Genomic DNA, 18,229 nt, shown 5'->3' on the forward strand with positions numbered 1-18,229 from the left:
GGTGAGCGCGGCAGGGCGTCGTCGCAACCGTCGGCGCAATCGACTTGGCGGAAGCGATCGGGATCGGTTAGCTCAGGCGAGAGCAAGGTCTCGACGGCAAGCCGGCCGGAGGGTGGCGTCGAATCGCGACCTTTGTCGAGCAGACGAAGGACTGGGGGGATGTACTACGAGCTCGCGGCCCAGACCTGGGGCGCGGAAGAGATCGCGGTCGCCAAGCGCGTCATCGAGTCGGGCGCCTACACGATGGGGGCGGAGGTCAAGGCCTTCGAGGCCGAATTCGCCGCCTACTTCGGGGTCGAGCATGCGATCATGGTCAACTCCGGCTCCTCGGCCAACCTGGTCTCGGTCGGCGCGCTCTGCCACCGCCGCGAGCGGCCGCTGCAGCGCGGCGACGAGGTCATCGTCCCGGCGATCTCCTGGGCCACGACCTACCATCCGCTGCAGCAGCACGGCCTCCGCCTGCGCTTCCTCGACGTCGCCCTGGACACGCTCAATCTCGACGTCGAACGGCTCGAGGAGGCGCTGACGCCGCGCACCCGGGCCATCGTCGCGGTCTCGATCCTCGGCAACCCGGCCGGGCTCGACCGGATCCGCGCCTTCGCCGACGCACACGGCCTGGCCCTGCTCGAGGACAACTGCGAGTCGATGGACGCCGAGCTGAACGGCCGCAAGTGCGGCACCTTCGGCGACCTCAACACCTTCAGCTTCTTCTTCTCGCACCACATCTCGACGATGGAGGGCGGGATGATCCTGACCGACGATCTGGAGCTCGCCCACCTCTGCCGCTCGCTGCGCGCCCACGGCTGGACCCGGGACCTGCCGCCCGACTCGCCGGTCTACCGCCGCGGCAGCGACGACCACTTCGAGGCCTACCGCTTCATCCTGCCCGGCTACAACGTCCGGCCGCTCGAGATCGAGGCGGCGGTCGGCCGGGTCCAGCTCCGGAAGCTGCCGGCGATGACCGAGCTGCGCCGGCGCAACCTGGCGCTGTTCCAGCAGCTCTTCGCCGGCGACGAGCGCTTCATCATCCAGCGCGAGCACGGCCGCAGCTCGGCCTTCTCCTTCACCATCATCCTGAACCCGGCGCGCGGCCCGGACAGAAGCAGGGTCTTCGCGGCCCTCAAGCAGGCGGACATCGGCTTCCGGATCATCACCGGCGGCAACTTCCTGCGCCACGACGTCATCCGCCTCTACGACCACGAGGTCGTCGGCGGCGCCACGCCGAACGCCGACCTCGCCCACGATTTCGGCTTCTTCGTCGGCAACCATCCCCGGGACCTCGAGCCGCAGATCCGGCGCCTGCGCGAGGTCCTGGACCGGGCCTGCGGTTAGAGAGCACCCATGAACCACTCCATCCTGGTCACCGGCGGCGCGGGCTACCTCGGCTCGATCCTGGTGCCCGAGCTGCTCGCGGCCGGCCACCGGGTGACGGTGCTGGACAACTTCCTGTTCAGGCAGAACAGCCTCGCCCACTGCTGCGCCGACCCGAACTTCGAGCTGGTGCGCGGCGACTGCCGCGACGAGAGCCTGATCGGCAGGCTGCTCGAGGACGCCGACGTCGTCATCCCGCTGGCCGCCCTGGTCGGCGCACCGCTCTGCAAGCTCGACCCGGTCGGCGCGACGAGCACCAACCTCGACGCGCAGCTCATGCTGCTGCGCCGGCTCTCGCCGGACCAGCGCGTGCTGATGCCGATCACCAACTCGGGCTACGGCATCGGCGAGAAGGACAGGTTCTGCACCGAGGAGACGCCGCTGCGGCCGGTCTCGCTCTACGGCATCCACAAGGTCGAGGTCGAGAAGGCGCTGCTCGATCGCGGCAACGCGATCAGCTTCCGCCTCGCCACCGTGTTCGGCATGTCACCGCGCATGCGCCTCGACCTGCTGGTCAACGACTTCGTCTACCGCGCCTGCACCGACCGCTCCATCGTGCTGTTCGAGAGCGGTTTCAAGCGCAACTACATCCACATCCGCGACGTCGCGATGACTTTCCTTTTCGGCCTCGAAAACTTCGACAGGATGAAGGACCAGCCCTATAACGTCGGCCTGTCCGACGCGAACCTGTCCAAGCGCGAACTCTGCACGGTCATTGCCAGACACGTTCCCGAGCTCGTCGTCTTCGAGGCGCCGATCGGCGAAGACCCCGACAAGCGGGACTACATCGTGTCCAACGAGAAGCTCGAGCGCACCGGCTGGCGTCCGCGCCACGACCTGGACCGCGGCATCGTCGAGCTGCTCAAGGGCTACCGGATGATCCGCAACTCGGTCTATGGCAACGTCTAGGCCGATGGCGACGCTCCACTACCCTCTGGCGGGCAAGCGCGTCTGGGTCGCCGGGCACCGGGGCCTGGTCGGCTCGGCGCTCGTCCGCCGCCTGGCGGCGACGGGCTGCGAGCTGCTGACCGTGGACCGGCAGGCGCTGGACCTGAGGGACGCCGTGGCGGTCGAGGACTGGATGGCGGAGCGGCGCCCCCAGGCCGTGTTCCTGGCGGCCGGCCGGGTCGGCGGCATCCGCGCCAACGCGGAGCGGCCGGGCGAGTTCTTCCGGGACAACGCCGCGATCGCCACCAACGTCGTCCATGCGGCCCACCTGGCCGGCGTCGAGCGCCTGATGTTCCTCGGCTCGTCCTGCATCTATCCGCGGCTCTGTGCGCAGCCGATGGCCGAGTCCGCGCTGCTGACCGGGCCCCTGGAGCCGACCAGCGGGGCCTACGCCATGGCCAAGCTGGCCGGAATCTCGATGTGCGCCGCCTACCGCCGGCAGTACGGCCGCGACTTCGTCTCGGCCGTGCCGGCGAACCTCTACGGGCCGGGCGACAACTTCGACCCGGAGGCCGGCCATGTCGTGCCGGCGACGATCCGCAAGGTCGCGGCCGCCAAGGCGGCGGGATCGGCGGTCGTCGTGTGGGGCAGCGGCCGGCCGCTGCGCGAGTTCCTCTACGTCGAGGACGCCGCCGACGCCCTGGTCTTCCTGATGGAGCGCTATAGCGAGGAAGCCATCATCAACGTCGGCGGCGGGGAGGAGGTCAGCATCGCCGAGCTGACCGCCCTGGTCTGCGAGGCGGTCGGCTACGACGCACCTCTCGCCTTCGACGACTCGATGCCCGACGGCATGCCGCGCAAGCGGCTGGACTCCGCGCGCCTGCAGGCCCTCGGCTGGCGGCCGCGGACGACGCTGCGCGACGGCCTGGCCGCGACCTGGCGCTGGTACCGCGAGGCCGGCCATGGCTGAGGGCGGCCTGGACCTGCTGCTGATCAATCCGGGCGGGCGCGAGCGCGTCTACCAGCAACTCGGGCGCGAGCTGACCGCGATCGAGCCGCCGCTCTGGTGCCGCCTGATCGCGGGCTATGCCCGCGACCGCGGCCTCACCGTCGAGATCCTCGATTCCGAGGCCCTCGCGCTGGGTCCCGCCCAGGTCGGCCGCGCGGTCGCCGAGCGCCGGCCGGTGCTGGCGGTGATGGTCGCCTTCGGCCACCAGCCCTCGGCCTCGACCCAGACCATGGTCGCGGCCGGCGAGGCTTGCCGGGCGATCAAGGCGGCCTGTCCCGGTCAGCCGCTGCTGATCGCCGGCGGCCATCCCTCGGCCCTGCCGGAGCGGACCCTGGCGGAGGAGGCGGTGGACTTCGTCTGCAAGGGCGAGGGGCCGGTGACGGTCGTGCAGCTGGTGCAGGCCCTCAAAGGTCCGGGCCCCGACCTCGCCGCGATCGAGGGGCTCGTCTGGCGCCGCGCGCCCGGCGGCCCGGCGGTGATCAACCGCGCCGCGCCGCTGATCGCCGACCTCGACGCCGACCTCCACGGCGAGGTCTGGGACCTGCTGCCGATGGCGCGCTACCGGGCCCACAACTGGCAGTGCTTCGGCGACCTGGCCGCGCGGCAGCCCTACGCCTCGATCTACACCTCGCTCGGCTGCCCCTATAGCTGCAGCTTCTGCTGCATCAATGCCCCCTTCGAAAGCAACCGCTACCGCATGCGGGCGCCGGAGCGGGTCGTCGCGGAGGTCGACCACCTCCATCGCCGCTACGGCGTCGCGACCTTCAAGATCGTCGACGAGATGTTCGTGCTCAACGAGCGCCACGTCCGCGCGATCTGCGAAGGGCTGATCGGCCTCGGCTATGCGGAACGGCTCAACCTCTGGGCCTACGCGCGGGTCGACACCGTCAGGCCGGCGCTGCTCGGGCTGCTGCGTCGAGCCGGCTTCCGCTGGCTCGCGCTCGGCATCGAATCGGGCTCGGCCCATGTCCGCGACGGCGCGGACAAGCGCCTGAGGCAGGACGACATCGTCGCCGTCGTCCGCCGGATTCAGGACGCCGGCATCGCGGTCATCGGCAACTACATCTTCGGCCTGCCCGACGACACGCCGCAGACGATGCGGGCGACCCTGGATCTGGCGAAGGAGCTCAACTGCGAGTTCGCCAACTTCTACTCGGCCATGGCCTATCCGGGCTCGCGGCTTCACGCCCTCGCCGAGCGGAACGGCTGGCCGCTGCCGGAGGGCTGGTCCGGCTACTCCCAGCATTCCTACGACTGCCGGCCGCTGCCGACCGGGACCATGACGGCCGCCGAAGTCCTGCGGTTCCGGGACGGGGCGTTCCACGAGTACTTCGCCAACCCACGCTACCTGGACATGCTCGCGCAGCGCTTCGGCGCGGAGGCGCGCGCCCACGTCGAGGCGATGGCAGCGCACAAGCTGCGTCGGTGGCTGCTCGAGCCGTGCATCGAGCCTGTCCTGGAGGCCACGGCCTGACCATGGGCGGACAGGAGTCCCGGCCTTGATCATCAGCCGCACGCCGTTCCGGGTCTCGCTGTTCGGCGGCGGGTCCGACTATCCGCAGTGGTACCGCAACCACGGCGGCGCGGTCATCGGCTTCGCGATCGACAAGTACTGCTACATCACGCTGCGCCACCTGCCGCCCTTCTTCGAGCACAAGCACCGGATCGTCTACTCGCAGGTCGAGACGGTTTCCGAGCTCGGCGAGATCGCCCACCCCTGCGTTCGCGCGGTGCTCTCCGAGATGGGAGTCCGGAGCGGTATCGAGCTGCACCACGACGGCGACCTGCCGGCGCGCTCCGGGCTCGGCTCCTCGTCTTCCTTCGCCGTCGGCCTGCTGAACGCCGCCTGCGCGCTCCAGGGGCGCATGGTCTCGGCGGAGTGGCTGGCCGCCGAGGCGATCCGCATCGAGCAGGAGGTGATCGGCGAGAGCGTCGGCTCCCAGGACCAGGTGCTGGCGGCCCACGGCGGCCTCAACCGCGTCGACTTCCACCGCGACGGCGCCATCGTCGTCAATCCGCTGACCCTGCCGCCGGGCCGGGCCGAGGCCCTGCTCGACCATCTGGTGCTGGTCTTCACCGGCGTCTCGCGCATCGCCTCGCGCATCGCCTCGGCCAAGATCGCCAAGCTCGACCAGAACGGCGGCCACATTCGCGCCCTGATGGCGATGGTCGACGAGGCCCAGGAGATCCTGGGCAACCCCAACCGCTCCCTCCTGGACCTCGGGCCGATGCTGCACGAAAGTTGGCTGCGCAAGCGCGCGCTCGCCGATTCGGTCACCAACGCGGGGATCGACTCGATCTACGACGCCGGCATGAGGGCCGGTGCGGTCGGCGGCAAGCTGCTGGGCGCCGGTGGCGGAGGCTTCATGCTTTTCATGGTCGAGCCCGAGAGGAAGGCGGTCCTGCTCGAGGCGCTGGAGAGTCTCGTCGAAGTCCAGCTCGGGCTCGACCGGGTCGGCAGCCGGATCGTGCTCTACTCCCCCGACGGGCTGGGCGCGCAATGACCGACCAGTCGCGGGCGGGCGCCCTGAACATCCTGCTGCCCTGGACGCTCGCCTCCTACATTCCACTCAACGGGTTCCACCCGCTCTACCGCAGCCTCGCCAGCATCGAGCCGCGCGACGCGCGCCTGCTGGTGCCCGGTCCCCTGTCGGGCGAGCAGTACCGACAGGCGATCGTGGCCGGGCTCTATGCGCCCAACGCCGTCCCGCCGACGCCGGAGTGGGCGCGGAGCGGAGACCGCCATTTCGACTTCCGCGACTACGCCCTTGGGCACGTGCCGTCGGACCTGCTCTACGCCGGACGGATCAGCGCCGACGTCGAACTGCACCACACCGCGCCGGTCACCAGCGGCACCCGGCCCTTCGTGCTGCAGTTCGAGTCCTTCCTGCCGGTGTTCTTCCCGCACTTCCAGCAGGGCGGCGGACCGGATCCGCAGCGGGTCGACGCGATCCGGCGCTTCTTCGGGGCGCTCTTCGAGACCGAGAACTGCCTGGCGGTGACCTCGCACATTCAGTCGAGCCTCGACCAGTTCTCGGACTTCTTCCGCAGCACGAAGATCGACGCCAAGCTGGTCCATCTGCGCAACGGCATAGACGCCTCCTTCCGGGCCGACGCCGTGGAACGCGCGCCGGATCGCTTCGACTTCCTGTTCATCAACTCGGCACACCAGAACCCGGCCTCCTTCGCGCTGCGCGGCGGCCCGGCCTGTCTGGCGCTGGCGCTCGACCTGATCCGCGAGGGCCTGCCGGTCCGCTTCCATTTCCGCACGAGGCGGCCGAGCGACGCGGACCTCACGGCGTGGGGCATCGACCCGCTGTTCGTCCGACACCAGGAGAACGAGGGCATCGTCTGGATCGAGAGCTATCTGAGCGAACGGAGCCTCGGCCGGCTGATGGCGCAGAGCCATTTCCTGCTGCTGCCGAGCGCCAACCTCCATTCGGTTTCGATCCTTTCGGCCATGCTGAACGGCACCGTGCCGGTGGTGACCGACACCTACGGCACCGAGGCCTATGTGACCGACGAGGTGGACGGCGTCGTCCTGACGGGCGTGCGGGACGCCGCCTGGCGCCAGCTCGACGCGCAGCGCCTCGTCGCCGACGACCACGCCGCCTATCACGCCCTGCGCGCGCCGCTGAGCCGGACGCTGTCCGAGCGGATCCGGGCCCTGATCGGGCAGCCCGAGCGGATCGCCGCGCTGTCGGAGGCGGCGCGACGCCGTGCAGAGACGGTCTTCGACGGCCGGGCCTTCGCGGAGGGGCTGGTCGAGCTGGTGCGTGCCCGCCTGCCGGGCGGCGGCTCGCCGGTCGGTCACCCGCCTCCGGACATCTACGACGTCTCCTGGGGCGAGGAGTGGACGAGCGACCTGTCGCCGGGCCACTTCGACGGCCCCCCGCACCCGGTGCCGCTGCTCGACACCGGGAGCGGCAGGATCTTCCGCCTGCGCGACCGCCATGTCTTCGTCCCGGACGCGCGCATGCCGGAGACGGCCCTGCGCCACTGGTCTGAGCTGCATTTCGCGACCGAGCGCTTCGAGACGGAGCAGGCCATCCGGAAGGCGATCTCCGCCGACTTCGAGGTGGTCGTCGAGGCCGCCCGCATCGAGGCGCTGCGGCAGGTGGCGCTGCGCCAAGCGCCGGCCGGCGTCCCGGCGGCGCCGCCGCCCGCGCTGCCCGGCTCGATCAAGGAGCTGGTCTACCACGGCCTCAAGACGCGCCCGACCGCGCTGCGCGTGACCCGCACGGCCTACCGGACGCTGCGTCGGCTGGGGATCATGCAATGACCGCGGTCCACCTCTGCCTGTTCAACAATCCCTTGGCCGGGGTGACCGACCAGGTCTTCTTCCTCGAGGCGGCGCTGCGCAACCGCGGCTTCGCGGTCTCGCTCTCCGACCGCCTGCGCGCCGATGCGCTCAACCTGGTCATCGAGAACTACCGGCCGGCCGCCGAGGGCTGCAACTTCCACGAGGCGGTCGGCGCCTTCTGCCGCCGCTTCGACAAGCGGGTCGGCGTGGTCATGACCGAGCACATCGAGCGCAGGGGCCGTGAGATCCTGTTCGACGGCACGCCGCTCGAGGATCCCGGCTACATCGGCAACAAGCTCAGCCGCTTCTTCGGCCTTCTGAGCCAGTCGCAGCACGCCTTCGGCTTCTTCACCCTCGGCCCGCTGCCCGAGCTGGAGACCTTCGGCGACATCTTCCTCCAGCACGACCTCTATCGGCTGCCCTTCCCGGCACTGGACCTGCCGCCGCCCCGGCGCGAGGAGCCCCCCGCCCGTCCGCTGCGCCGCCGCTCGGCGTACGACTTCGTCTTCACCGGAGCCATGACCCCCTATCGCGCGGACCTGCTGGCCGGGCTGAACCGCCGCTTCCGCGTGCTGGTCTCGTCCCAGGTCGCGGAACCGAAGCGCGCCGAGCTCTACGGCCAGGCGGACGTCGCCCTCAACATTCCGCAGGACCCCTCCTGGTCCTGGATCTCGCCGATGCGCGTGATGTTCGGGCTGCGCATGGGCCGGCCGACGATCAACGTCGGCGGCTCCCTGCAGCGCGGCGAGTTCGACCGTGCGATCCCGATGGACCTGGAGGCCGAGGCCGCGCTCGCCGATCCTGCCGGCCTCTACGCCCGGCAGAAGGAAGGCTACCTGCGGCTGGCGCGGGAGGGCGAGAGGCGCTTCCCGGAGCAGGCGTTCCGGCTCTGGGCGCAAGTCGAGGGGCTCGATCCCGCCGGCCATCGGACCGGGGCAGCCTCGCCGGCCGCCGCGCCGCGCTGACCCGCGACGAGGGGAGAGCACGTCCGTGCCGGACCGCCCCGTCCTGCCCGCGAGCCCCCACGAGCCGCCCGGAAGGCCGACTCCTCAGCAGGCGCTCTCGGACCGCCGCTTCGGGCTGCTCCTGGCGGCAATGGCGCTGGTGCTCGGCATCGGGCGGCCGCTGCTGTCCGGTGCGACGCCCTGGTGGCCGGCCGCCGTCCTGGCGGGGATCCTCGCCGCGGCGGCGCTGGCGGCGCCGGCGCTGCTGGCGCCCCTCAACCGCTCGGCGCAGCTGGCCGGTCGAAACCTGCGCGCGGCGCTTTCCGTCGCCGCCATGGCGGCCCTCTTCTTCGGCCTCGTCACCCCGCTGGCCGCCGCGATGCGGCTCTCCGGCCGTCGGCCGCTGGCGCTCCGGCGGGACGCCTCGGCCGCCACCTACTGGATTCCGCGCGACCCTCCGGGACCGTCCGGAGACAGCCTGCGACGGCCGTTCTAGGGACCCGCGCCCGCGCCGTCCGCGAACGCCGACGACCGCGCCCCCTCAGGCGGCAGCCTCGCCGAGATAGGCGAGGATGTCGGCCGGCGCGCCGGCGAGATCCACCGGCTGTTGCCCGTCGGGCTCCGCGTGCTCCGGCCGGGCGGCCTCGGCCGGCGCCTCGGGCAGCTCCAGCGCGGCCGCCCAACGCCGCAGGTGGTCGCCGGCCTCGCGCTCGAAGAAATAGCGCAGGAAGGTCTCCAGGGAGAAGCGCACGGCCTCGGGGTGGTCGGGCTGCTCGTCGGGCCCGATCTCGACATGGCCGATCCGCCGCGGGATGAGGTAGGCCGAGTCGCCGTAGAGCACCAGGTTCGTGTCGTCGGCGGCGAAGACGACCTGCGGGGCGCGCCGGCACAGGCCGTGAATGGCGTCGCAGATCGCGGCGAGCAGGGCTGCCGGGTCGTCCGCCGCGAGGATCGTCGACTGGCAGGGAATCGCCGTCTCCCCGTCGCGCCTGAAAGCGTAGTAGCGCCGGCCGTCGGAGACGACGGCGAACAGCCAGAAGTCGCCGAGGCTGCGGAAGCGGCGGTGCCGCGCCTGGACCTCGGCGGACCGGACGCGGGCCCTCAGCGAGCCGAAATCCGCCGCCAGCTCGCGCAGCTCGCCGAGGGCCACCGCCGTCTCCGGCAGCAGGGCGCAATGGCGGCACAGCGTCGCGAAGACCGCGGGCAGCGCGGCCGAGTGCCGTCCGGTGCTCCAGACGAGGCTGGCGCCGAGGCGGGCGACGGGCGCCGGCGGCGAGTCGAAGCCGAGGGGACGCCGGCGGAGCGTGGCATGGCGCTGCGGCCAGTGGGCGGAGGCCCGATCCGGGTCGTAGCCGAAGTCCTCGCAGCGCCGCCGGAGCTCCGGGTGGCCGTCGAGAAAGGCCCTGTGGTCCGGCAGCTCGTCCGCGAAGGCGTCGAGCCGGCCGCGCCGGAAGGTCGGGCTTCGGCGGTCGTAGATGCCCGCCGCGTAGTCCCGCGGGTCGCCGGGAATCTGGAGCTTGAGCTGCAGCGACCAGATCAGCTGGCGCTGGATCGCGGCGTCGCCGCCGCCCTCGGCACCGACCAGCTCCTCGAAGGACACCGGCAGGACGTTGGCGAGGCGCAGCCAGCCGGGATACTCGCCCAGGCGCTCGACCAGGCTGATCAGCGCGATGCCGCGCACCAGGTCGTGGCAGATGCTCTCGGTGTCCTCGAAGGTCGAGAAATAGTGTCCCAGGATGTGGCGCTTGCTGTCCCGATAGGCCCAGGCCTCCGAGATCATGACGCCGAGCGGATTGCGGTAGGAGAAGACGATCGGCAGCTCGAGGATGCGGGTCCGCCGGATGCCCATGCCCGACAGCACCTCGAAGAGGCGCGAGAACGGCATGTGGAACGAGGGCTCGGCCATCGGGTAGACGACGCCGCCCGGCAGCGCCGGCGAGTCCGGCGAGAAAAGCCTGACCACGTGCTCGCCGAGCTGGCGGTCGCGCAGCAGCTCGTTCGCGACCCCGCGCCGGAGATTGAGCTCCTTCCTCGGGTCGCGGAAGATCTCGTAGCCGAAGGCCTGGAGCAGGGCGAGCGCCAGGTGGGTCCCGGACTTCGGGACGCTCGAAAACAGCAGCGGCCGCTGGCTGTAGTGCCACGCCGTCTTCAGGCAGAGCAGCTCGGCGTCGGGCCGCTCGACGTAGTCCATCAGGATCGAGCCGAGGGCCGGACCGGCCGTCTCGATCACGACGACGAGCTCGTCGGCCGCCGGCGCATCGGGCCCCCGAGTCGTCGGAGCCTCCGGGCCTGCCATCTCCACTTCGGTCAGGTCCCGGGGGTCGAGCGTCACCGTGGCGCCGAGCGAGCGGGCCAGCTCGACCATGTCACGCCTCGCCGCGGGCGCGAGGGTGCCGCGCAGTACGAGAAGCCGGGGCCGCTCGAGCACGGCGTCGCGCACCGCGCCCAGCAACGCGTCGAAAGTGTCGAAGAAGCGTAGCACGCCTCGGGCCTTCCTCCAGGTCGCCAAGCGCCCGGACGGCGCCGTCCGGGAGTGCCTCAGAGATAGACGGAATCCACCGCCCAAGCCAATGCCGAGCGCGCTGCCCGACTCCCCGGAGGCGGCCGGTCGGCCGGCCTTCTCAGTCCGGCTCGACGACGTCCCGCTGGTCGTGGCGGAGCGCGGCCGGCTGCTCAGCCTTCTCCAGCACGCAATTGCCGACGACCAGGCGGTCGATGCCCGTTCCCATGAAGCAGCGGAAGGCGTCCTCCGGCGTGGCGACCATCGGCTCGCCGCGGACGTTGAAGCTGGTGTTGACCAGGATCGGGCAGCCGGTGCGCTCCCCGAACGCCTCGATCAGGGCGTGGAAGCGCGGATTGGTTTCCCGCGACACGGTCTGGACCCGGGCCGAGCCGTCGACGTGGGTGACCGCCGGGATCGTCGAGTGCGGGACGCCGAGCCGCGCCAGCCCTTCGAGCGCGGCTCCCGCCGGCTCGGCGACGCGATGGCGCTCCTGCACGGGCACGACCAGGAGCATGTAGGGCGACGGCCGATCGAGCTCGAACCAGGCGCCGGCCTCCTCCTCGAGCACGGCCGGGGCGAAGGGCCGGAAGGACTCGCGGAACTTGGTTCTCAGGTTCAGGGCCTGCTGCATCTCCGGCGCGCGCGGATCGGCCAGGATCGAGCGGTTGCCGAGCGCGCGCGGTCCGAATTCCCCGGCGCCCTGGAACCAGCCGACGATGCGCCCGCCGGCCAGGGCCCGGGCCGTGTCCGCGATCAGCTCGCGGTCGCCGAGCACCGCGAAGCGCGCGCCGAGGGCCGCGAGCCGGCGCTCGACGTCCGGCTGCTCGAACGCCGGTCCGAGCAGGGCGCCGCGCATGCCGTCGCCGCCCCCGGCCGGGGCGCGCGGTCCTTCCAGGGTCAGGTGGTAGCCGGCCAGGGCGGCGCCCAGCGCGCCGCCGGCGTCGCCGGCCGCCGGCTGGACCCAGACCTCGTCGAAGCGCCCGTCCCGGACGACGCGGCCGTTGGCGACCGCATTGAGGGCGACGCCGCCGGCGAGGCAGAGGTGACGGGCACCGGTCTCGCGGGCGAGCGCGCGGGTCAGCCGCAGCACCGCCTCCTCGAGCGCCGCCTGGACCGAGGCGGCGAGGTCGAGATGGCGCCGGGTCAGCGGTTCCTCTGGCGCCCGCGGCGGTCCGCCGAACAGCGCGTCGAAGCGCCGGCTGGTCATGGTGCTGCCGGCGCAGTAGTCGAAGTAGGACTGGTCCAGCCGGAAGGTCCCGTCCTCCTTCAGGTCGATCAGATGGTCGAGGATGCGGCGCAGGTAGACCGGCTCGCCGTAGGGCGCCAGGCCCATGACCTTGTACTCCCCGGCATTGACCCGGAAGCCGAGGTGATGGGTGAAGGCCGAGTACAGCAGGCCCAGCGAATGCGGGAAGTGGAGCTCGCGCAGCACCGCCAGCGACCGGCCGGCGCCCTCGGCGACCGACGTCGTCGCCCATTCGCCGACGCCGTCCAGGGTCAGCACCAGGGCGTTCTCGAACGGCGAGGGATAGAACGCACTGGCGGCGTGGCTCAGGTGATGTTCCGAGAACAGCAGCGGCGGCAGCCGGCTGCTGCGCCCGGAGCCCGAAAGGGTTCTCAGCTCGCGCCGCAGCAGGTCCTTCTGGAACAGCTTCTCGCGCAGCCAGACCGGCATGGCGCGCCGGAACGAGGCAAAGCCCCGCGGCGCGGTCGTCAGATAGGTCTCGAGCAGCCGCTCGAACTTGAGGAAGGGCTTGTCGTAGAACACCACGGCCGCCAGCCGCTCGAGGCTGGTTCCGCCGGCCTCCAGGCAATGGGCGATCGCGGCGCGCGGGAAGGCGGCGTCGTGCTTGCGGCGGCTGAAGGCCTCCTCCTGCACCGCGGCGACGACCCGTCCGTCGCGGACCAGCGCGGCGGCGCTGTCGTGATAGAAGGCGGAGATGCCCAGGACGTCCACGGCTGCCCGCTCCCTCCGGCCCGCCCATCGCCGAGCCCGTTGTGCCACCCGGCTCAGAACAGCGTGTAGAGAAAGGGCGCGACCGTCGATCCCTGGCCGACCAGCGCGAGGCCGGCGAACAGCAGCATGACGAGGATGATCGGCAGCAGCCAGAACTTCCGCCGCACGCGCAGGAAGGCCCAGAGATCGCTGAGGAAGCTCATCACGGTCGCCCCGGGATCGATGGTCGGCTGCCGGGACCAGCACTAGAGAAGGCCGTCGCGCCGTTCAAGGCTTCAGCGCCCTGCGCAGGCGTCGGCGGGCCCGCGCCGGCAGCTCGCTGCCTCGCCCGTGCAGCGCCAGCCCGAGCGCCAGGAGGCCGAACGCGCCCGGCAGGCGCCCGGCGGCGAGCCGGGCGAAGGCGCGCTCGATGAGCACGGCGCCCGCGAAGCTCCCCAGTCGGCGCAGCCCCTCCTTGCGGACTCTCGGCGCATGCCGGTGCCAGATCAGCGCGGCGGCCCGGTCGACGGCCTCGACGCCGGCGAAGTCGTGGACGTGCACGACCGCCAGCGGCTCGGGCACGACCAGGAAGTCGTCCGACTCCCTGAAGCGCAGCAGCCACTCCCAGTCGTCCAGCCGCTCCAGCCGTTCCTCGAAGGGCCCGTAGCGCTCGAAGGCCGCCCGGGCGATCACCGCGGTCGAGCCCGGACTCTGGGTGCAGCCGGCGAGGATGACGTCGCGGCAGGACGGGCTGGTCCGCGGGACACGGACCTCGGTCCCCGCCGCGCCGCGATCCAGCAGCGCGGCGGTCAGGGCCATGGACAGCCCCGGCCCCGCCGCCGCGAGCGCGGCGAGCTGGGCGCCGAGCTTGCCGGGCCGCCACTCGTCGTCGGAGTCGAGAAACGCCAGCCAGGGTCCGCGGGCCTCGGCGATCGCGGTGTTGCGCGCGGCGGCAGCACCTCGCCGCTCGGGGTGGCGCAGCACCCTCAGGCGGGAGTCCGGGCGGAAGGGCGCGAGCGCTGCCTCCAGTCCGTCGGACGAGCCGTCGTCGACCAGCACCACCTCGAGCGCCGGTCCCTGCTGGCCGAGAGCGCTGGCCAGCGCCGCGCCGACCGTCGCGGCGCGGTTGTAGACGGGCAGGATGACGCTGACCTCCGGCGCGCTCATCTCGCCGCCGTCGCCAGCCACTGCCGCCGCCGCAGCAGCGCGGACGGCAGGCGCCACCAGGGCGTCCGGAAGAGGTCCAGGAGATCGGAGCGCCAGGAGACGTCGCGGTGCAGCCCGGCGAGGAGCTTCAGGCCCTCCAGGGCGCGCCAGTCGTCGAGCAGCGCCGACCTTTCGGGATCGCCCGACCAGTCGTCCGCAGCATGGAGCCGCGCCAGGCGGATGTGCTCGCGCGCCCAGGCCGAGCGGTTGGTCTTGCGGGGGTCGAGCGTGCGCGAGCCCTCGTGCACGCGGTAGTGATAGACCGTGCCGCGCAACACGGTCGGCCGGGCGGCCGCGAGCAGGCGCAGCAGCAGGTCGCGGTCCGCGGCGAAGCGCCACTCGGTGCGCAGCCCGCCGAGCGAGCGCAGCCAGTCGGTGCGGAAGAACCAGCTGTTGAAGCCGGGGGCTCCGAAGGTCGCCTCGAGCAGCAGGCCGTCGCCTTCCGCGTGCTCGTAGCGGCCGAGCTCGACCTCGCGCGTCCCTTCCGGCCCGTCGTCGCAGCGGAAGAAGCGCAGGCCGCCGCAGACCGCGACCGTTCCGGGCGCTGCATCGAAAGCGGCGACGACCCGGTGCAGGCTGGCCGACTCGTAGCGGTCGTCGGCGTTGAGAAAGCCGATCAGTGCGCCCTCTGCCAGCGCCAGGCCCCGGTTCAGCGCGGCATGCGAATCGAGGCCCGGGCAGAGTGCCAGCCGAGCGGTCCCGGACGCCTCGACGATCGCCACCGAGCGGTCGAGCGAGCCGCCGTCGACGACCAGATGCTCCAGCACCACGCCCGGCTGCTCGGTGACGCTGCGGATCGCCTGCTCCAGGAAGCTGCCGTGGTTCAGGTTCGCCGTGACGACGGTCAGACGCGGCGTTGCCGCCATTGCGGATGTCACGTCAGGCCTCGGCCGCTCACGGGGAGGTGCCGGAACGCAGCGGCGCAGGAATCGGTTCCGGCTGCTCCGACCGCTTCGGCCGGAGCTGCTCGAACTGCTGCGGCGGCAGATAGCGCGACAGCACCTCGAGCGGCTCGCCGTCGGCGCGCACCCGGCCCTGCTCCAGCCAGACCAGGCGGTTGCACCACTCGACCATGACCTGTGCCGAATGGCTGGCCAGCACCAGGATGTCGGCGTGGCGGACCATGGTCTCGGTGCGCTGCCGGGCCTTGTCCATGAAGGTCGCGTCACCGGCCAGGATCCACTCGTCCATCAGCAGGATCTCCGGCCGGGCCGCGGTCGCCATCGCGAAGGACAGGCGGACCATCATGCCGGAGGAATAGTTGCGCACCGGCAGGTCGAGGAAGGCGCCGATGTCGGCGAAGCTTTCGACGTCGGCCTCGAAGGCCCCGATCTCGGCGACGGCCATCCTGTGGAAGCGCGCGTGCAGCCGGATGTTCTCGCGGCCGGTCATGTCCGGGTTCATCGCCTGGCCGGGGTCGAGCAGCGAGGCGAGGCTGCCGTCGACCGCCAGTGAGCCGGCCGTCGGCTGGTAGATGCCCGAGAGGACGCGCAGCAGGGTCGTCTTGCCGGAGCCGTTGGATCCCACCAGGCCGAGCCGATCGCCGGATGCGAGCGAGAAGGAGATGTCGCGCAATGCCCGCACGATCGGGCGTCTGCGGGCGTCGGCGCCGAACCGGCCGGAGGCACGGTCGAGCACGGCCCGTCGCAGGGACCGGGTCTCGCTGTGATAGAGCGGGAAGTCGACCGAGATGCCGCGAGCCGCGAGCTGCGCCATGTCAGACCCAATACGCGATGCGGCCGCGCATCCGGGCGAAGCCGACCGCCGCGAGCGCCAGCGCGACGGCGGAGGCCGCCAGGGCGCCGAGCACGCTGCCGGCCGGAGGCGCTCCGCCGAGCAGCGGGGCGCGCACGACCTCGAGGAGATGGAAGAAGGGGTTGAAGCGGATCAGCACGCCGAGGAGTGGATGGCCGTCGAGTAGACTGGCGTACCACATGATCGGCGTCGCGAAGAAGACCACCTGCAGCAATGCGCCGACGATCGGCGGCACGTCGCGGAAACGGGCGCAGAGCGCGCCGAGCAGCATCGCGACGGCGAAGCCGTCGAGCAGCCAGAGCAGCAGCGCCGGCACGACCCACAGGATCTCCCAGGTCACCGGTGCGCCCACGAGCAGGAACACCGGCACGATCACGACGACGTTGTGGGCGAACACGATGGTGTTGCGCAGGACGCTGCGCGCGGCGTGCAGCGAGAAGGGCATGCGCGCGCCGTGGATCAGCTTCTGCTCGGTCAGGAAGCAGTTGCAGCCTTCGTTGACCAGGGCGCTGAGGTAGTTCCAGATCACGATCGAGACGCTGAGATAGGGCAGGTACTGCCGGATGTCCGCGCGGAACAGCGCCGCGTAGATGAAGCCCATGGCGCCGATCATGACCGCCGTCGAGAGCGTCAGCCAGAGCGGCCCGAGGACGGAGCCGCGATAGCGCAGGCGAATGTCCGAGGTCGCCAGCAGCCATGCGAGGCGCCACAACGAGGCGCCGTCGCGCAGGTCCCGGGCCATCAGCCCGAAGCGCTGCGGCCAGCCGCTGTCCGCGGCGAGATGGAATACGGCCCCGTCGCGGCCTCGACTGTGGGTGCGGTCGCCCTCGATCAATGCGCTCATCGCAATGGGATATCGCCGTCCGGCGCGGCCGGCAACAGCGGCGCGGACGACGGCGGCGAGCGCGCGGCCGCGATGCGGATCGCGGTACCGTCCGGAAGCGAAGCGGCCCATTGCCTACGGCTGTCGGCCCTCCGGGCCGCGGAGCCGCGCGGCCAGTGCGCGGACCTGGCGAGCCAGGTCGCCCGCGAAGAGAGCGCCTTCGATGCCTTGCGCACGCGCCGCCGCCAGCTCGGCCGGGTCGCAGGAGATCAGCAGGCTCCTTTCCGGGTCGCAGGGCCAGGGCACGGCCTCGCCGGGTCCCAGCCGGGGTGCGTCGGCGACCGCGTCGAGGTGCGCGCCAAGCGGCTGCAGGGCCGCCTGGAACGCTTCGAACGATGCGGCGGCGTCGCGGCCGGGCGGGCCCGTGAGCACGACGAGGCAGCCGAGGTCGTTCAGTTGCTTGACGGACTCGAGCACCTCCCGGGGCCAGGTCTCGCCCGGCCGGGCCCGGTCCTGCGCGGGCGGCAGGCAGGTGCGGGACAGGAAGACCGCGGGACGGCGGAACCGTGCCGGGATCTCCGCCTGCGCCCGGGCGAAGTCGGCCGGCACGCCGATGTCGAGGAAGAAGCGGTCGTAGATCCGCCCGGCCAGGCGCCCGGCCGCCGCGAGCCGCGGGAAGACGTCGTGCTCGATGGAGCAGGGCAGCGCATCGATCCAGCCGAGGATCGAGCGGTCGACCAGGTAGAGCCCGCCGTTGACGGGGCCGGCGCTGCCGGCGCCGGCGAAGCCGACGACCTGCGTGCCGGCCAGCTCGACCCCGTCGTAGCGCCCCACGCCGGGCGGCGCGTCCCTCAGCGCCAGCCGGGCGACGCAGTCGGCGCCGGCGGGCAGGGTCAGCAGATCCAGCCAGTTGACGTCGAAGAAGGTGTCGCCGTTGACCAGCAGGAAGCGCTCGTCGAGCAGGCCCGCGGCGTGGCGCAGGGCGCCGCCGGTGCCGGCCGGCGCCGGCTCGACGGCGACGGTGACGGCGGCCCCGCCGGGCCCGCCGCCGCGGTAGCGCTCCGCGAAGGCCTGCGCCAGATGGCCGCAGAGCAGCAGGACGCGATGCAGGCCGTGCCGCGCCGCCTGTTCGATCAGGCAGTCGAGAAAGGGCCGGCCGCCGACCTCGAGCAGCGGCTTGGGCGTCGCCCTGGTCATCGCCCCCAGCCGGCTGCCGAGCCCGCCGACCAGGAACACGGCCTGGTTCAGCATCGCGGCATCCCGCAGCCGCGCCACGGGAAGGACAGCCTGCGCTTCGGTCCGCGCGCGCTGCCGCGATCGACCGGCCTCAGGGTAGGACGAGGGGTCCTCGGACGCGGAGCGCGACTGTCGCACAGGGGCAGGCCCAACATGCCGGGCAGTCTAACGCGGCGTCTCCCGGGGTCCAGACGTGCCAGGCTCGCCGAGCCGCGCCCAGCAGCTCATTCGAGCGCGGATCTGACCTGCCGAGCC

General features: G+C 72.0%; 16 protein-coding genes. 8 read left to right on the plus strand and 8 right to left on the minus strand.

What is annotated here, in order from left to right:
* Positions 1-159 precede the first annotated feature (159 nt).
* Genes B9O00_RS25890 through B9O00_RS25925 form a run of 8 tightly spaced genes read left to right on the plus strand, consistent with a single transcriptional unit; the run spans position 160 to position 9,011 of the window.
* Positions 160-1,332: a DegT/DnrJ/EryC1/StrS family aminotransferase gene (locus tag B9O00_RS25890; RefSeq protein WP_085125618.1), complete on the plus strand. Its 1,173-nt coding sequence runs from the start codon at positions 160-162 to the stop codon at positions 1,330-1,332.
* A 9-nt stretch (positions 1,333-1,341) separates the two neighbouring features.
* Positions 1,342-2,280: an NAD-dependent epimerase/dehydratase family protein gene (locus B9O00_RS25895; protein WP_085125619.1), complete on the plus strand. Its 939-nt coding sequence runs from the start codon at positions 1,342-1,344 to the stop codon at positions 2,278-2,280.
* Between the two features lie 4 nt (positions 2,281-2,284).
* Positions 2,285-3,229, plus strand: a complete 945-nt coding sequence (locus tag B9O00_RS25900) for a GDP-L-fucose synthase family protein (RefSeq protein ID WP_085125620.1) — start codon at positions 2,285-2,287, stop codon at positions 3,227-3,229.
* The gene (locus B9O00_RS25905) at positions 3,222-4,742 is read left to right on the plus strand and encodes a B12-binding domain-containing radical SAM protein (RefSeq protein ID WP_085125621.1); all 1,521 of its coding nucleotides are present in this window, start codon (positions 3,222-3,224) and stop codon (positions 4,740-4,742) included. Before B9O00_RS25900 ends, B9O00_RS25905 begins: the two co-directional genes overlap by 8 nt.
* 25 nt (positions 4,743-4,767) lie before the next feature.
* On the plus strand, positions 4,768-5,772 hold the full coding sequence (locus B9O00_RS25910) for a GHMP family kinase ATP-binding protein (protein ID WP_085125622.1): 1,005 nt from the start codon (positions 4,768-4,770) through the stop codon (positions 5,770-5,772).
* On the plus strand, positions 5,769-7,550 hold the full coding sequence (locus B9O00_RS25915; RefSeq protein ID WP_085125623.1) for a glycosyltransferase family protein: 1,782 nt from the start codon (positions 5,769-5,771) through the stop codon (positions 7,548-7,550). The genes B9O00_RS25910 and B9O00_RS25915 overlap by 4 nt, the downstream gene beginning before the upstream one ends.
* Positions 7,547-8,536 (plus strand): hypothetical protein, encoded by a 990-nt coding sequence (locus tag B9O00_RS25920; protein ID WP_085125624.1) that lies wholly within the window; start codon positions 7,547-7,549, stop codon positions 8,534-8,536. The genes B9O00_RS25915 and B9O00_RS25920 overlap by 4 nt, the downstream gene beginning before the upstream one ends.
* Before the next feature lie 25 nt (positions 8,537-8,561).
* Positions 8,562-9,011 (plus strand): hypothetical protein, encoded by a 450-nt coding sequence (locus B9O00_RS25925; protein ID WP_089229806.1) that lies wholly within the window; start codon positions 8,562-8,564, stop codon positions 9,009-9,011.
* 45 nt (positions 9,012-9,056) lie between these two features.
* Here the strand turns inward: B9O00_RS25925 and B9O00_RS25930 are convergent, their stop codons facing one another.
* The 8 genes from B9O00_RS25930 to B9O00_RS25960 all read right to left on the minus strand — a co-directional run bounded on the left by B9O00_RS25930 (position 9,057) and on the right by B9O00_RS25960 (position 17,989).
* Positions 9,057-10,997 carry a hypothetical protein gene (locus B9O00_RS25930; protein ID WP_085125626.1) on the minus strand — a complete coding sequence of 647 codons (1,941 nt, stop codon included), beginning with the start codon at positions 10,995-10,997 and terminating at the stop codon, positions 9,057-9,059.
* 139 nt (positions 10,998-11,136) lie between these two features.
* Entirely contained in the window at positions 11,137-12,975 is a 1,839-nt protein-coding gene (locus B9O00_RS25935; RefSeq protein ID WP_085125627.1) for a carbamoyltransferase family protein, read from the minus strand.
* A 53-nt stretch (positions 12,976-13,028) separates the two neighbouring features.
* Positions 13,029-13,178, minus strand: coding sequence for a DUF5989 family protein (locus B9O00_RS33565; protein ID WP_089229805.1), 150 nt, complete (start codon positions 13,176-13,178; stop codon positions 13,029-13,031).
* Positions 13,179-13,242: 64 nt separating this feature from the next.
* Positions 13,243-14,121 carry a glycosyltransferase family 2 protein gene (locus B9O00_RS25940; protein WP_143596347.1) on the minus strand — a complete coding sequence of 293 codons (879 nt, stop codon included), beginning with the start codon at positions 14,119-14,121 and terminating at the stop codon, positions 13,243-13,245.
* The gene (locus tag B9O00_RS25945; protein ID WP_085125629.1) at positions 14,118-15,026 is read right to left on the minus strand and encodes a glycosyltransferase; all 909 of its coding nucleotides are present in this window, start codon (positions 15,024-15,026) and stop codon (positions 14,118-14,120) included. The genes B9O00_RS25940 and B9O00_RS25945 overlap by 4 nt, the downstream gene beginning before the upstream one ends.
* 28 nt (positions 15,027-15,054) lie before the next feature.
* Positions 15,055-15,876 (minus strand): ABC transporter ATP-binding protein, encoded by an 822-nt coding sequence (locus B9O00_RS25950; RefSeq protein ID WP_085125630.1) that lies wholly within the window; start codon positions 15,874-15,876, stop codon positions 15,055-15,057.
* Position 15,877: 1 nt separating this feature from the next.
* Positions 15,878-16,759, minus strand: coding sequence for an ABC transporter permease (locus B9O00_RS25955; RefSeq protein ID WP_085125653.1), 882 nt, complete (start codon positions 16,757-16,759; stop codon positions 15,878-15,880).
* 114 nt (positions 16,760-16,873) lie between these two features.
* Positions 16,874-17,989, minus strand: coding sequence for a sugar phosphate nucleotidyltransferase (locus tag B9O00_RS25960; RefSeq protein WP_085125631.1), 1,116 nt, complete (start codon positions 17,987-17,989; stop codon positions 16,874-16,876).
* Positions 17,990-18,229 lie beyond the last annotated feature (240 nt).

This window comes from Tistlia consotensis USBA 355, assembly GCF_900177295.1.
Lineage (GTDB): Bacteria > Pseudomonadota > Alphaproteobacteria > Kiloniellales > DSM-21159 > Tistlia > Tistlia consotensis.

What these genes read in the sequence shown, in the direction of transcription:
- B9O00_RS25890 (WP_085125618.1), top strand. Translation starts at nt 160, where the DNA reads ATGTACTACGAGCTCGCGGCCCAGACCTGGGGCGCGGAAGAGATCGCG.
- B9O00_RS25895 (WP_085125619.1), top strand. Translation starts at nt 1,342, where the DNA reads ATGAACCACTCCATCCTGGTCACCGGCGGCGCGGGCTACCTCGGCTCG.
- B9O00_RS25900 (WP_085125620.1), top strand. Translation starts at nt 2,285, where the DNA reads ATGGCGACGCTCCACTACCCTCTGGCGGGCAAGCGCGTCTGGGTCGCC.
- B9O00_RS25905 (WP_085125621.1), top strand. Translation starts at nt 3,222, where the DNA reads ATGGCTGAGGGCGGCCTGGACCTGCTGCTGATCAATCCGGGCGGGCGC.
- B9O00_RS25915 (WP_085125623.1), top strand. Translation starts at nt 5,769, where the DNA reads ATGACCGACCAGTCGCGGGCGGGCGCCCTGAACATCCTGCTGCCCTGG.
- B9O00_RS25920 (WP_085125624.1), top strand. Translation starts at nt 7,547, where the DNA reads ATGACCGCGGTCCACCTCTGCCTGTTCAACAATCCCTTGGCCGGGGTG.
- B9O00_RS33565 (WP_089229805.1), bottom strand. Translation starts at nt 13,178, where the DNA reads ATGAGCTTCCTCAGCGATCTCTGGGCCTTCCTGCGCGTGCGGCGGAAG.
- B9O00_RS25940 (WP_143596347.1), bottom strand. Translation starts at nt 14,121, where the DNA reads ATGAGCGCGCCGGAGGTCAGCGTCATCCTGCCCGTCTACAACCGCGCC.
- B9O00_RS25945 (WP_085125629.1), bottom strand. Translation starts at nt 15,026, where the DNA reads ATGGCGGCAACGCCGCGTCTGACCGTCGTCACGGCGAACCTGAACCAC.
- B9O00_RS25950 (WP_085125630.1), bottom strand. Translation starts at nt 15,876, where the DNA reads ATGGCGCAGCTCGCGGCTCGCGGCATCTCGGTCGACTTCCCGCTCTAT.
- B9O00_RS25955 (WP_085125653.1), bottom strand. Translation starts at nt 16,759, where the DNA reads ATGAGCGCATTGATCGAGGGCGACCGCACCCACAGTCGAGGCCGCGAC.
- B9O00_RS25960 (WP_085125631.1), bottom strand. Translation starts at nt 17,989, where the DNA reads ATGCTGAACCAGGCCGTGTTCCTGGTCGGCGGGCTCGGCAGCCGGCTG.